The 12,563-nt window shown below is 73.7% G+C and carries 15 protein-coding genes; 5 read left to right on the forward strand and 10 right to left on the reverse strand.

Translation table 11 applies throughout. From position 1 onward, the window contains the following. Nucleotides 1-216 precede the first annotated feature (216 nt). The 5 genes from Asi02nite_RS28285 to Asi02nite_RS28305 form a co-directional block, all read right to left on the reverse strand. Nucleotides 217-1,095 (reverse strand): ABC transporter ATP-binding protein, encoded by an 879-nt coding sequence (locus Asi02nite_RS28285; protein ID WP_203716983.1) that lies wholly within the window; start codon nucleotides 1,093-1,095, stop codon nucleotides 217-219. A 12-nt stretch (nucleotides 1,096-1,107) separates the two neighbouring features. Next, nucleotides 1,108-1,920, reverse strand: a complete 813-nt coding sequence (locus Asi02nite_RS28290) for an ABC transporter permease (RefSeq protein ID WP_203716985.1) — start codon at nucleotides 1,918-1,920, stop codon at nucleotides 1,108-1,110. After that, nucleotides 1,917-2,597: a hypothetical protein gene (locus Asi02nite_RS28295; protein ID WP_203716986.1), complete on the reverse strand. Its 681-nt coding sequence runs from the start codon at nucleotides 2,595-2,597 to the stop codon at nucleotides 1,917-1,919. Before Asi02nite_RS28295 ends, Asi02nite_RS28290 begins: the two co-directional genes overlap by 4 nt. 188 nt (nucleotides 2,598-2,785) lie before the next feature. Further along, nucleotides 2,786-3,697: a zf-HC2 domain-containing protein gene (locus Asi02nite_RS28300; protein ID WP_203716987.1), complete on the reverse strand. Its 912-nt coding sequence runs from the start codon at nucleotides 3,695-3,697 to the stop codon at nucleotides 2,786-2,788. Continuing rightward, nucleotides 3,694-4,254: an RNA polymerase sigma factor gene (locus Asi02nite_RS28305; protein ID WP_203716988.1), complete on the reverse strand. Its 561-nt coding sequence runs from the start codon at nucleotides 4,252-4,254 to the stop codon at nucleotides 3,694-3,696. The genes Asi02nite_RS28300 and Asi02nite_RS28305 overlap by 4 nt, the downstream gene beginning before the upstream one ends. A gap of 140 nt (nucleotides 4,255-4,394) precedes the next feature. Here Asi02nite_RS28305 and Asi02nite_RS28310 point away from each other — a divergent pair, with 140 nt between their 5' ends. After that, nucleotides 4,395-4,820, forward strand: coding sequence for an Hsp20/alpha crystallin family protein (locus Asi02nite_RS28310; RefSeq protein WP_373312340.1), 426 nt, complete (start codon nucleotides 4,395-4,397; stop codon nucleotides 4,818-4,820). A gap of 64 nt (nucleotides 4,821-4,884) precedes the next feature. Next, nucleotides 4,885-5,205 carry a helix-turn-helix domain-containing protein gene (locus tag Asi02nite_RS28315; protein ID WP_203716989.1) on the forward strand — a complete coding sequence of 107 codons (321 nt, stop codon included), beginning with the start codon at nucleotides 4,885-4,887 and terminating at the stop codon, nucleotides 5,203-5,205. On the opposite strand, the gene Asi02nite_RS28320 is transcribed toward Asi02nite_RS28315, so the two are convergent. Beyond that, entirely contained in the window at nucleotides 5,182-6,417 is a 1,236-nt protein-coding gene (locus Asi02nite_RS28320) for an MFS transporter (protein ID WP_203716990.1), read from the reverse strand. The genes Asi02nite_RS28315 and Asi02nite_RS28320 overlap by 24 nt on opposite strands. Then, complete coding sequence (locus Asi02nite_RS28325; protein WP_203716991.1) at nucleotides 6,414-6,992, reverse strand: ArsR/SmtB family transcription factor; 579 nt, start codon at nucleotides 6,990-6,992, stop codon at nucleotides 6,414-6,416. Before Asi02nite_RS28325 ends, Asi02nite_RS28320 begins: the two co-directional genes overlap by 4 nt. Before the next feature lie 95 nt (nucleotides 6,993-7,087). Here Asi02nite_RS28325 and Asi02nite_RS28330 point away from each other — a divergent pair, with 95 nt between their 5' ends. Next, nucleotides 7,088-8,266, forward strand: a complete 1,179-nt coding sequence (locus tag Asi02nite_RS28330; protein ID WP_203716992.1) for a winged helix DNA-binding domain-containing protein — start codon at nucleotides 7,088-7,090, stop codon at nucleotides 8,264-8,266. 32 nt (nucleotides 8,267-8,298) lie between these two features. On the opposite strand, the gene Asi02nite_RS28335 is transcribed toward Asi02nite_RS28330, so the two are convergent. Next, a complete protein-coding gene (locus Asi02nite_RS28335; RefSeq protein ID WP_373312341.1) occupies nucleotides 8,299-9,234 on the reverse strand; it encodes a tyrosine-type recombinase/integrase in 936 nt (311 codons plus the stop codon). Nucleotides 9,235-9,300: 66 nt separating this feature from the next. Continuing rightward, nucleotides 9,301-10,122: an AraC family transcriptional regulator gene (locus tag Asi02nite_RS28340; protein ID WP_203716994.1), complete on the reverse strand. Its 822-nt coding sequence runs from the start codon at nucleotides 10,120-10,122 to the stop codon at nucleotides 9,301-9,303. 50 nt (nucleotides 10,123-10,172) lie between these two features. Between Asi02nite_RS28340 and Asi02nite_RS28345 the strand changes: the two genes are divergently transcribed. Continuing rightward, nucleotides 10,173-10,583, forward strand: a complete 411-nt coding sequence (locus Asi02nite_RS28345; RefSeq protein WP_203716995.1) for a DUF2000 domain-containing protein — start codon at nucleotides 10,173-10,175, stop codon at nucleotides 10,581-10,583. Nucleotides 10,584-10,965: 382 nt separating this feature from the next. Here the strand turns inward: Asi02nite_RS28345 and Asi02nite_RS28350 are convergent, their stop codons facing one another. Further along, entirely contained in the window at nucleotides 10,966-11,544 is a 579-nt protein-coding gene (locus Asi02nite_RS28350; RefSeq protein WP_203716996.1) for a helix-turn-helix domain-containing protein, read from the reverse strand. Between the two features lie 68 nt (nucleotides 11,545-11,612). Between Asi02nite_RS28350 and Asi02nite_RS28355 the strand changes: the two genes are divergently transcribed. Next, complete coding sequence (locus Asi02nite_RS28355) at nucleotides 11,613-12,536, forward strand: NAD(P)/FAD-dependent oxidoreductase (protein ID WP_203716997.1); 924 nt, start codon at nucleotides 11,613-11,615, stop codon at nucleotides 12,534-12,536. Nucleotides 12,537-12,563: the final 27 nt, after the last annotated feature.

Here is a 12,563-nt window from a genome sequence, read left to right on the forward strand (position 1 = left end):
GGGTAACCGGTCGCCTGCAGCGCAGCCGGCGGTCCCGGTCGCCCGGGCCACCCGGGCGCCTGGCAGGTGGCCGCCTTCCCGAGCGAGTTCGGTCTGCCCCGCGTGACCGACCCGCCGCGTTACCCGATCGCGCGCGGCCCAGCCGGGGCGGTCACGGCCGCCGGCCGACCGGGCCACCGCCGGGTCAAGGTCGCCGCCCCGGCGGTGGCCGGGGCGTCAGCCGACCGGGGTTGGGGTCGCGGAGCGCATCAAAGCGACATACCCCTCCTCCAACGACGGGCTAACAAGCACGGCATCGGGCGCCGGCGGCCGCGGGCTGACCACGCGGTAGTGGGTGCCGTCCGCCCGCGCGATGGCCGAGACCACGACGCCCTCCGTGGGTGGTGGGCCTGGGGTGATGATCTCCCAGGTCACCCCGTCGGCGCGGGCCGTGAGGTCGGTGACCGCGCCCGTGAACAGGACACGGCCGCCGGCTAGGACCGCCGTCTGGCGGCAGGTTTGCGCCACGTCTTCGACGATGTGCGTGCTGAGCAGCACAGTGCGGTTGCCCGCCAGGCTGGATAGGAGCGTGCGGAAGCGGATCCGTTCCTCCGGGTCCAGGCCGACCGTCGGTTCGTCGACGATGAGCAGCGTCGGGTCGCCCAGCAGCGCCTGGGCGATGCCGACGCGGCGGCGCATGCCGCCCGAGAAGCCCTTGAGCTTGCGGCCCGCCTCCGCGGACAGGCCGACCAACTCGAGGAGCTCCCCGATCTGCCGGCAGCGGGCCGCGCGGTCGTCGAGGCCCTTGAGCAGGCCGATGTAGTCGAGGAACTCGGTCGGCGTCAGATCGGGATAGAGGCCGACGTCCTGCGGCAGGTAGCCCAGGCGGCGCTGGACCGCCACGCGGCCCGCGCGGGTCGACAGGTCGTGGTCGCCGACCACGGCCCGGCCCGAGGTGGCGGGCAGCACCCCAGCCAGGATCCGCATCAGCGTGGTCTTGCCCGCGCCGTTGGTGCCCAGCAGGCCGAACATCCCGTTGGAGACGGTGAGGTCGACCCCGTCGAGGGCGGTCACCCGGCCGAAGCGGCGCCGTAGGTCGGTGATCTCGATGTGCACGGTGGGGTCCTCTCAGGCCTTGGCCGGCCAGGTCTGGCGGGCGTTGCGGTGGGCGAGGAAAGCGGCGACGGCCAGCGGGATCAGCCCGAACAGGACGATCACGGCGACGCTCGCGGCGGCGGTCGCCGCGGTCGGGTCGGGGCGGAGGAAGGGCAGGATGCCGGGCGTGCCGGCGAACAGGGCCGTGGCGCCGTTGCCCAGCAGCCAGGTCGCGGCGTAGTCACCGATCGGCGTCAGCAGCGTGCCCGTCAGCGACGGTAGGAGGCCCGGGGCGAGCATGTTGCCCCAGAACCAGTAGCCGACGAACAGCACCCGGAACAGTGGCACCGAGACCAGCGTCGGGCAGACCAGGGCGAAGCCGGCGACCATCGCGATGCCCGGCAGGGTGACGACGGCGAACGCCACCAGTGCCCAGCCGATCAGGGCCGGGTCGTGGCGCTTGGGCAGCTCGGTGGCGACCGCGATCAGCAGCGCCGCGAGGCCCGGCAGCCCGCAGGCGGCGACGCCGCCGAGGAACTTGCCGGCGAGCCGGGTCGCCGGCGCGTGCGGAAGGCTCTCCAGCAGCGGCTCGACGCGGAGCTTGCGGTCGCGGACCAGGCGGTCGGCCAGCAGCATGCCGTAGGCGAGCGGCATCAGGATCGAGAACAGCAGCGCCCAGGTGCCCACGACCTCTCGGGCCGGCGTGTCCAGCGGCAGGTGGTGCGGGCCGCGCTCGCCCTGCAGGACGACCAGGGCACCGCCGAGCAGCACCGCGGAGATCCACAGTGAGCGTTTGCGGGCCTGCATCCGGAATTCGTAGCGGGCCACGGCGAGCAGCGCGGTCACGCGTCCTCCTCGGTCAGCAGTCGTTCGGGCCGCAGCAGCACGGCGGCGGTGGCCACCAGGAAGACCAGACCGCCGGCGAGCAGGCCGACCCGGTTGCCGGCCCAGCCCGGGCTGTCGCCGAGCCGAGTGGTGAAGAACAGGAACAGCGGCCGGAGCCCCGCGTTGTCGACGAAGGTCTGCGCCCAGAACAGCTCGCCCAGCCACACCAGGGCGACCGCGCTGCTGGCCAGCACCGTGCTGCGGCTGATCGCCGCGACCAGCGCGGCGAAGCCGGCCAGCCACAGGGTCGGCGCGATCCACACCAGCACGCCACCGCCCGGGCCGACCCGGAAGCCCGCGACGACGGCCACCGCGGCGTAGACGACGCAGGCCGCGACGGTGATGGCGCCGAGCACGCCGAGGCGGCGACCGATGGTGACGAGATGCGGGGTGGGCAGGGACAGGTGCAGCTCGCGACAATTCTCGCGGACGACGATGGTCAGCGCCGCCATCGCGACCGCCAGAGGGACGACGCCCTCGAGCCCGGCGACCAGGATCAGCTCGGCTCGCCTGTGCCCGGCGCCGGTGACCTGGATGGCGATGGCGACGATGGCCATGAGCAGCAACGCGGCCGGCGCCGCGACGAGCGCTGCGGGCCCGGCCCGACGCGCCTCATGAAGCCAGATGGGAAGTCTCACGATGGTGAGTACCGGGGCGGGCGCCGAAGGTTCACGCGACGAAGGCAGGATTTTCGGATGACGAAGGAGACGACGGGCAGATTCGCCGAGGTCCCCCAAGCCATGATCGACCGCGCCGCCGCCGACCAACTGACCTGGACACTCGTCGCCGAAGCGCTGACCCTGGCCAGCGGCTCCGAACAGCGCGGTCACGACAAGGCGGCCGGCCGGACCACACGCCGGTTGGCCAGCGGAGCCAGGCCGACGACGACCAACGTCAGCGCGACCGCCCCCACGACCATGGGCACCCCGGGTCGCCACACCGCGTCGAGCACCGTCGACAGACCGCGGTCGAGCAGCGCCGTCGGTGCGAGCAGCCGCAGGATCCAGCAGCCCAGCACCACGGCCGCGCCGGCCTCCGGCCGCCACAGCACCGCCAGGGTGAAGCTCAGCGCCGACAGCGGCACCAACGGCCCGAACCAGGTCAGGAACAGCTCCGCGAGCAGGAGATCACCACGCGGCCAGGCCATCGCCGTCGAGGCGAGCGCGCCGACCCCGACGGTGACGGCGAGGACCAGCGTGAGTCGCGCCAGCACCAGCACCCGCGTCGACGTCGGCGTCGACCGCACGAGCTCGACCGCCTCGCCGTCGGCGCCGCACGCGGCGGCGACCGACACGGCCGCGACCAGCGGGATCACCAGCGACAGCAGCTCACCGGCGCGGCCGGGCGGAGCGGACCCGGCGAACGCGGCACCCCCGCCGATCACCATGATCGCGACCGCCCACACCCGCCAGCCGACCAGCCGCACCTGCCGCGTCAGCAGCCCCCACGCGACCCGCACCGGCGCCGACCAGCGCCCGGCCGCGGCGGCCGGGCGGTAGGCAGGTGCGACCGGGGGCGCCGATGCGACCAGGCGCGCGCGGACGGCCGCGAACGGCGGCGGGTCCATGGCAGCCAGGGTCGGGGTGGCCGCGCGTATCCCCGTGGCCAACGCGGACCACGACGCGGCGTCGGCGCGGCAGGAAGCGCAACCCCGCAGGTGGTCGGCGATGTCCGCCGCCATCGGCGGCGATAGCGTGCCGGCCGTGTACGCCGGGAGCGCGTCGACGGGATGGGTCATCGGCCAGCCTCCTTCGCGGTGAGCTGTGGCAGAGCCCTGGCCAGGGCGGCGCGGGCGTTGAACAGGCGGCTCTTGACCGTGCCGAGCGGTATGTCGAGCAGCGCGGCGACCTCGGTCATCGGTAGCTCGGCCGCGAACACCAGATGGAGCACCTCGCGATGCCCGGCGGGCAACCGGGCCAGCGCCGCCCCGACCGCGCTGACATCGGCGCGGGCCAGGGCGACCTCGTCGGGCGTGGCGAGAGCGCTCGCCATGGCCGCCGCGGCGTCGAGTGGCAGGGCGGGCGGTGGGGCCGAACGGAGCCGTTTGCCCGCCTGGTTGCGGCAGATCCCGAACAGCCAGGTGCGCACGGTGGAGCCGCCGCCGAACCGGACCGCCGCGCCCTGCCACACGGCGACGAACGTGTCCTGGAGTGCCTCTTCCGCCAGCCCACGGTCACCCGTCAGCTGTGCGGCATAGCGCAACAGCGCGGCCGCGTGACCCGTGTAGAGCAGCTCCAGCGCCTGCTCGTCACCACCGGCCACGCGGCGCACCAACGCCTCGTCGGACCCGTCCATCGCATGTGAGTACCACTCCGGAGCCAGAAGGTTCACGGCGGATTTGAAATCTGCAGCGGTGGGTATAGACTTTCCGCTTCGCCAAGGACAACATCCCTGGCACGACGACACGACAACCCGCCCTGGGAGGTGTGCTGATCATGATGCGTTTCGACCCGTTCCGTGACTTCGACCGGCTCGCCAACGAGGTGCTCGGCGCGGCACGCACGCCGGCTCTCATGCCGATGGACTGCCTGCGCACCGGCGACACCTTCGTGGTCCGGTTCGACATGCCCGGCATCGACGTCGACTCCCTCGACGTCTCCGCCGAGAACAACACGTTGACCGTGCAGGCCGAGCGTCGCCGGCACGACCCCGACGAGGCGACCTACCTGGTCTCCGAGCGCCCGGCCGGCACCTACCGCCGCCAGTTGGTGCTCGGCGAGGGCCTCGACGTCGACGCGATCCGCGCCGACTACAGCGACGGCGTGCTGACCCTGACGATTCCGGTGGCCGAGCGGGCCAAGCCGCGCCGCATCGAGGTCACCCGGTCCGACCACAGGGTGATCGAGGGCGCGTCCGCCTGACATGTGACAGCGGTCGGACCCGCCGGGGAGCACCGGCGGGTCCGACCGGAACAGGAGCCGCGAGATGGCCGGAAACAGACCGGGCCCCGGCGCACTCGACGACGCGAGCTATCCCGCGTACGCGATGAGCGCCGCCGCCGACGCCCTCGGTGTGACGCCTGCGTTCCTGCGGGCCGTCGAGACGGCGGGTCTCTTCGAGGCGCACCGGTCCAGCGGCGGCCATCGGCGCTACAGCCGCGACGACCTGCAGCGCGCCGACCGGGCCCGCAACCTCGTCGACGACGGCATGCGGCTGGACGCCGCGGTCCGGATCATCAGCCTGGAATACCAGCTCGCCGCGGCTAACACGATGATCGAGGTGCTACGCCGCCGGCTGCGCGACTGACACGGGCTTCGCCGGCCGGACGTCCAGCTCGCGCCACACCGGCCGGACCAGCGGCACCAGCGTCACGAAGAGATAGAGCAGACCCGTGACGATCAAGGCGACGTGTACGCCCACGGCGCCCGCGACCGCACCGCCCAGCAGGCCGCCGAGCGGGATGCCGGCCCAGCTCACCGCCGTCGCCACCCCCTGCACCCGGGCCATCATGTGCGGCGGCACCCGCTCGTAGATGACCGCCCCGAGGATCGGGTTGATCGCGGCGATGCCCACGCCGGCGACGAACGACACCGCGTACAGCAGCCAGATCTCCTCGGAGAAACCGATCGCGAGGAACCGTGGCGCGCCGCCGACGATGAACCCGAAGGTGAACAACGCCCAGCGCGGGGCTCGCGGCGCGTACGCGGTGAACACGATGTTGCCCAGCACCGCACCGATCGCGAACGACCCGTTGGCCAGGCCGAGCACCACCGGCGACCCGACCAGCGTCGCCCAGAGCGGCAGCAGCACCGAGCTGTACGCGGCGTCGAACAGGTTCGTCGCGAACAGCATCACCACGATCGCCGCGGCCAGCTTGTTGCCGCGCAGGAAGACCAGACCCGCCCGGAGCGCCTGCGGGTACGGTTCGGCCGCGCCCGACGGATCGACAACCCGCGGAACCCGCACCAGCAGGAGTACGAGCACCGCGCTGAACCCGAACGAGGCCGCGTCGAGCAGCAGCACCGTCGGGGCGTCGAGGATCGCGATCAGCGCGCCGCCGATGGGCGCACCGAGCAGTGTGGCCAGCCGGTGCAACCCGTCCTGCAGGCTCGCCGCCCTGGTCATCTCCATGCCGGACGCCTCGGCGATCCGCGGGAACATGGCCTCCTTGGCCGTGTCACCGAAGCCGCGCAGGGCGCCCGCGATCCCCACCAGGACGAGCAGGCCGCCGAACCCGATGTCGTGGTGGAGCAACGGTACAGCCGCGACGGCGAGCGCGCTGCCCGCGTCGGCGACGATGCTGAACCGGCGCCCGCCGACCCGGTCGATCCACGGCCCGCCGGCGGCCGCGGCCAGCACGTACGGCAGCATCTCGACGAACGCGACCACGCCCGCCTTGGTCGCGGAGTCGGTGCTGACCAGCACGAACCACGGCAGCGCGAGCGCGCTCATCCGGGTGCCGACCGCCGAGATCGTGTCGGCGGTGAGCAGCGCGACGAGGGCGCGCCGGTGCCTCACCGCTCGGCGTCCGGCGCCGCGGGGAACGGCAGGATCTGCACCTGGAGCACCACGCGTTCGGCGTCGTCGGGGTGCGGGACGTCCTCGTCGTCGCGCCGGTAGCGCGCGGCGAACGCGAAGATCGCCTCGTTGAGCTCCTGCGCCTCTTCGGCGGTGAGCCGCAGCCGCCAGTCGCTGATCGTGAACGGGTCGAGCCAGCGCGGCGGCAGCGACACCATCTCGTCGAGGAAACGGGCGACCCGGTCCGCGTACTGCGTGGCGACCGCGCGCAGGTAGCCCTCCGCCTCGGGCGGCGCCTGCAGGCCCGTGGGAACGTCGAGCCGGGTGGTCCGGTGGGCGGCCTTCCACCAGCGCTCGCGGCCGACGTTGCGTTCCGGGTCGTCGACGACGAAGCCGTAGTTGGCCAGGATCCGCAGGTGGTAGCTGGTGGCGCCGGTCGACTGGCCGAGCCGCTCCGCCAGCGTGGTGGCCGTCGCCGGGCCGTCTTCGCGCAGCAGACCGAGGATCCGGACCCGCAGGGGGTGGGCCAGGCCGCGCAGCGTTGTCGCGTCGAGGTTGATTTCGCGCTCCGTCATGTATGCAAAGGTATCTTTGCCAAGGAATCTTTGCAAGGGAGTCTTTGCATGGCGACGGCCGGTTCTTGTCGGTGGGTCGTGCGACGATCCCTGCCGTGACGCGACGCATCGACGTGACCGAGCGGCGGGCCCGCCTGGCGCTCCGCCACCGGCTGGCCGGCCCATCCGCACACGACCCGGTCGAGGTCACCCGCGACCTCGTGGTGCTGCACGCCACCGACCCGGCGACCGTCTACCTGTCGGCCGCGGCGCGCCTGCAGGCACCGGTCATCAAGGACATCGAGCACGCGTTGTACGCGGACCGCACGCTGATCCGGATGCTCGGCATGCGCCGCACGGTGTTCATCGCCCCGGTCGAGCACGCACCGATCGTGCAGGCGGCCTGCACCGACGCGATCGCGGTCGTGCAGCGCAAGCTGCTGCTCAAGCACCTGACCGAGGCGGGCCACGACGTCGGCGACGACTGGCTACGTGACGTCGAGCGGAGCACGCTGGCCGCGCTGGTGGCCCGGGGCTCGGCCACCGCCGCGCAACTGTCGGCCGACGAGCCGCGGCTGCGCACGCTGTTGACCATCGACACCGACAAGAGCTACGGCGCGACGCCGGCGATCACGTCGCGGGTGCTCAACCTGCTGTCGATGCAGGGCCTCATCGTCCGGGGACGGCCGCGGGGGTCATGGCTGTCCACACAGTACGCGTGGGCGCCGGCCGCCGACTGGGTCCCGGGCGGGCTGCACCTGCACGACGCGGCGACCGCGCGAGCGAAGCTGGCGCGGCTCTGGCTGGCGCGCTTCGGCCCTGGCACGGCCGCCGATCTGAAGTGGTGGGCGGGCTGGACGGGCGCCCAGGTCAAGGCGGCGCTGGCCGCGCTGGACGTGGAGACGGTCGACCTCGACGGCGGCGAGACCGGTTACGTGCTCGCGTCCGATGTGGAGCCGGTCGCGTCGCCCGAGCCGTGGGTGGCGCTCCTACCGTCCCTCGACCCGACCATCATGGGTTGGGTCGGCCGCGGGTGGTATCTGGGTCCGCACGCGCCGGCCCTGTTCGACCGGTCGGGCAACCCGGGGCCGACGGTCTGGGTCGACGGGCGGGTGGTGGGCGGCTGGAGCCAGCACCCGGACGGGCGGGTGGTTCACCGCCTACTAGAGGAGGTGCCCGCGGGCACGTCGAAGCGGATCGCCGCGGCGGCGGACGAACTGGCCGACTGGCTGGGCGACGTCCGCGTCAAGCCGAAGTTCCGCACGCCGCTGGAGAAGGAGCTGTCCGGCTCGTAGCCCTTTCGCCGGGCGGCGGTGGGGGTTCGCCGTCAGGGCGTGCGGCGGGCGCGGGCCGCCCAGATCGCGTAGGCCGGGTCGCGGTCCAGGTTGTGGCGGTCGCGGTCGTAGCGGCGTGTCGTGCGGGGGTCCGCGTGGCCCATCGCGTCCTGGACGTCCTCCAACGCCACGCCTTCCGCGCGGGCGGTGGTGGCGAACGCGTGGCGCAGCGAGTGCGGCGACAGCTTGTCAGCGGCGGGGATGCCGGCGTCGCGGGCGACCTTGCGTACCAGGCGGAAGAGCGCGTGCCGGTCGAGCCGTCCGCCGGACGCGGTGGCCAGCAGCGGCCCGGTCAGCTCGGCGACCGTGACACCCTCGGCGGCGGCGCGCTCGGTCAGGTAGGTGTCGACGGCGGCGGCCGTGCCGGGCGTCAAGGCCCGACGGCGGTGCTTGCCGCCCTTTCCGGTGAACCGGATGCTGCGGTGACCGCGCTCCTCCCCCAGGTCGGTGACGTCCAGCGAGACCAGCTCACCGACCCGCAGGCCGAGGTCGGCGAGCAGGGCGAGGGCGGCCCGGGTCCGGGCGGCGGTCGGGCCGGTCGCGGCGGCGGCCGCGCGCAGCAGCGCGTCGACCTCCTCCGGGAGCAGGCCGATGGTGGCCGAGTGGTCGCGGTCGAGCCGGGGGCGGTCGGCGCCGGCGACCGGGTTGCCGTCGAGGGCCTGCAGTTTGACGAGGAAGTCGTACCAGCTCGACAGCGCCGACATCTTGCGCGCGACCGTGGTGGGGGCGGCGGTCTCCTCGACCTCGCGGGCGTAGGCGTTGACGTCCAGGAACGTCGCCGCGAGGGGGTCGAGGTCGCGGGCGCCGCACCAGGTCAGCCAACTCCCGACGTCACGGCGGTAGGCGGCCCGGGTGTGGGGCGAGAGGCGCCGGTTGGCGAGCCACGCGTCGGTGAACTCGCCCGCACCGGATGCGGCCACCACGGGCACGCGGTGCGGGTCACGCGGCGCCGGCACGCCGCGGCTGGCCGGCACGAGCGAGGTCACGCGCAGACGCTAGCCAGCACGGTCGGGCGCGGCCGGGCGGCGCGCCGCACTCCGCGCGAACTTCGCCGGTGTGGTGCCGAGGTAGCGACGGAACGTGCGGGTCAGGTGGGCCTGGTCGTAGAAGCCGGCGGCGGCCGCGACCTGCGCCGGTGGCTGGCCGGCGAGCAGCAGCGCGCGGGCCCGGTCGACCCGCCGGCCGACGAGATAGGCGTGCGGCGGCAGGCCGAACGACGCCGTGAACGCGCGGACGAGGTGGGTGGGGTGCGCGCCACCGAGCCGCGCGGCCGCGGTCTCGAGCGTGATGCCGGTGTCGACGTGGGCGTCGAGCAGGTCGCGCAGGTCCCGGGCGAGCCGGCGCGGCTCCGGCTCGCGGTGGGCCGGCGCGCCGAGATGACCACGGAGCCGGTCCACGACGAGGGCGAGGCGGCTCTCGGCCTGCAGTTCCTCGCCCGGTCCGTCGAGCACGCGGTGCAGTTCGGTGACCCGGCGGCGCAGCAGCGGATCGGCCAGGGCCGGGTGGTCCACGGCGGCGCCCGTCAGGTCGCGACCGACCACGTCGGCGTCGAGGTAGACGACGCGCTTGACGAAGCCGCCCGGTGTCGCGGCCCGCCCGTCGTGCGGCACGTCCGGCGGCAGCAGGGTGACCTGGTCGGCGACCGCGCCGTGGCCATGCCGGTCCAGGTCGTAGCGGATCGCGCCGTCGTCGACCACCAGCAGCGTCCACGCGTCGTGGGTGTGCGGCGGGTAGGCGTGCGTGACGAACCGGGCGTGCAGCACCTCGGCGATCCCCGGCACCGCGGGCCGCCAGGCCCGCAGTCGCTGACCGTCCATGTCAGGAACGTACAAGACCGGCGGGCTCGCGCGCCGGCACGCTGGAGGTCATGAGGTTCGACACCAAGATCGCTGTGCTGCTCCGCGACGACCTGGCCACGTGGCAACGGCTGAACGTGACCGCGTTCCTGGTCAGCGGCATCGCCGGCACGCGCCCGGAGACGATCGGCCAGCCGTACGCGGACGCCGACGGCACCCCGTACCTGCCGATGTTCCGCCAGCCGGTGATGGTCTTCACCGGCGACGCGGCGCTGCTCACCGCGGCACGGGAGCGGGCACTGCGCCGCGGCCTGACACCGGCGGTGTTCACCGCGGACCTGTTCGCGACGGGCAACGACGCCGACAACCGCGCCGCGGTGGCGGCGGTCCACGCGGACAAGCTGGACCTGGTCGGCATCGCTGTCCACGGGGCGCGCGGTGACGTCGACAAGGCCTTCAAGGGCGCGGCCCTACACCCGTGACCGGGCGCTGGCCGGCGGCGCGGGCGGCGGGCCGCGCGGTGACGTCGACTAGGCCTTCAAGGGCGCGGCCCTGCACCCGTGACCGGCCGCTGGCCGGCGGCGCCGGCGGCGGGCCCGCGTGCGCGCCAGGCCGCCGCCAGAGCCGGCCGCGCGGGCCGTACCGGGCGGCGGGGCCGACAGCGCGCGTGCCCGGTCTGCGGCCGCGATGCCGCAGCCGACGTGCGCGCCGTGCTGCCCAACCTGCGGGAGGGTCCCACCACGTAGCTGCGGCGGGTGATCGTCCGGCGCAAGCGGGCGGTGCGTAACGCCGGGCGGGCGGTCCGCGGCGGTGCCGGGCGGGCGGTCCCGGGCGGGCGGTCGCGGCGGCCCCGGCCGGACCGCGTCAACTCCCGGTGTCCGCGCGCTTGGGGCGGGCGCGGACGTGCATGCGTTCGCCCTGGGGGCCGAAGAGGCTGAGTACCTCGGCCGGCTCCTCGTAGGGGTTCGTGATCGCGTGCGGCGTCCGTGTGTCGAACTCAGCGGCCTCGCCGTCGCGCAGCGTCAGGTCGTGTTCGCCGAGTTGCAGGCGCACGCGGCCGGCGAGGACGTAGAACCACTCGTACCCCTCGTGGGTCTGCAGCTCGTAGCCGAACGACGGATATCTCGGCGGGATGATCTGCTTGAACGCCTGCAGCCCGCCCGGGCGGCGGCTGAGTGGCAGGAAGACGACCTCGCCGCGGCGGATCGGGCGGCCGTGCACGCGGGGGTCGCCGGTCTCCGGCGCGCCGACCAGCTCGTCGAGGGCCACCTGGTGTGCGCGGGCCAGCGGCAGCAGCAGCTCCAGCGTCGGCTTGCGGCGGCCAGCCTCCAGGCGGGACAGGGTGCTGATCGAGATGCCGGTCGTCTCGGACAGGTCGGCCAGCGTGATGCGGCGCTGCTTCCGCAACGCCCGTAGCCGTTCGCCCACTTCGCGCGCTTCCATGCCACCGAATTTGCCACAACGGCAACGAAACTTGCCACTGTCCCGGGCCGCGAGGGAACGTGGACCGCATGGAAACGTATGACGTCATCGTGGTCGGTGGCGGGCCCGCGGGGCTCGCCGGCGCGCTCACCCTGGCCCGCGCGCGGCGGTCGGTGCTGGTCGTCGACAACGGCACGCCCCGCAACGCCGCCGCCGGGCATGTGCACAACTTTCTCACCCGTGACGGCACGCCGCCCGCGGAACTGCTCGAACTCGGCCGCACGGAGGTTGCGGGCTATGGCGCCAGGTTCGTGACGGGTACGGCGACCGCGGCCAAGCCGGCGGACGACGGCTTCACGGTCACGCTCGACGACGGCCGGGAGTACGGTGCGCGGCGGCTCCTGATCACTACCGGCCTGGCCGACCACCTCCCCGACATCCCGGGCATCGCGGGCAGGCTCGGCAGCGACGTGCTGCACTGCCCGTACTGCCATGGTTGGGAGGTAAGCGACCAGGCGATCGGGATCATCGCCACCACACCGGGCATCACCCACGCGGGCCTGCTGTGGCGGCAGTGGAGCGCCGACGTCACCATCGTCCTCAACGGACAGCCGGCCCCGTCCGAGCAGGAGGCGAAGCTGTTGGCCGCCCGCGGCGTGACGGTCGTCGACGACCGGGCCACCAGGCTCGACCCTGACCGCACCCTCCACCTGGCCGGCGGCGACACCCTGACCCGCGACGTCTGGGTGACCCCGACCCGCATGGTGGCCCGCTCCGCGCTCCTGACCGACCTTGGCGTCGAAACGGAGCCGGTCAAAATGGGCGAGGTGGAGGTCGGGGTAGGCGTCAAGGCCGACGCGAACGGCGCCACGTCGGTACCAGGGGTCTGGGTGGCCGGCAACGTCACGGACCTCCGCGCCCAGGTGATCGTCAGCGCGGCCGCCGGCCTCAACGCGGGCGCGATGATCAACGCCGACCTGGTCATGGCGGACGCCCACCGCGCCGCCGGCTGAGCCACCACACGGACGCACCCCGGCTAG

It is taken from the genome of Asanoa siamensis (assembly GCF_016862555.1).
Taxonomy (GTDB): domain Bacteria; phylum Actinomycetota; class Actinomycetes; order Mycobacteriales; family Micromonosporaceae; genus Asanoa; species Asanoa siamensis.

Coding starts and splice junctions, on each gene's coding strand:
- Asi02nite_RS28300 (WP_203716987.1), bottom strand. CDS start 3,697: ATGACCCATCCCGTCGACGCGCTCCCGGCGTACACGGCCGGCACGCTA.
- Asi02nite_RS28305 (WP_203716988.1), bottom strand. CDS start 4,254: ATGGACGGGTCCGACGAGGCGTTGGTGCGCCGCGTGGCCGGTGGTGAC.
- Asi02nite_RS28310 (WP_373312340.1), top strand. CDS start 4,395: ATGATGCGTTTCGACCCGTTCCGTGACTTCGACCGGCTCGCCAACGAG.
- Asi02nite_RS28315 (WP_203716989.1), top strand. CDS start 4,885: ATGGCCGGAAACAGACCGGGCCCCGGCGCACTCGACGACGCGAGCTAT.
- Asi02nite_RS28325 (WP_203716991.1), bottom strand. CDS start 6,992: ATGACGGAGCGCGAAATCAACCTCGACGCGACAACGCTGCGCGGCCTG.
- Asi02nite_RS28340 (WP_203716994.1), bottom strand. CDS start 10,122: ATGGACGGTCAGCGACTGCGGGCCTGGCGGCCCGCGGTGCCGGGGATC.
- Asi02nite_RS28345 (WP_203716995.1), top strand. CDS start 10,173: ATGAGGTTCGACACCAAGATCGCTGTGCTGCTCCGCGACGACCTGGCC.
- Asi02nite_RS28350 (WP_203716996.1), bottom strand. CDS start 11,544: ATGGAAGCGCGCGAAGTGGGCGAACGGCTACGGGCGTTGCGGAAGCAG.
- Asi02nite_RS28355 (WP_203716997.1), top strand. CDS start 11,613: ATGGAAACGTATGACGTCATCGTGGTCGGTGGCGGGCCCGCGGGGCTC.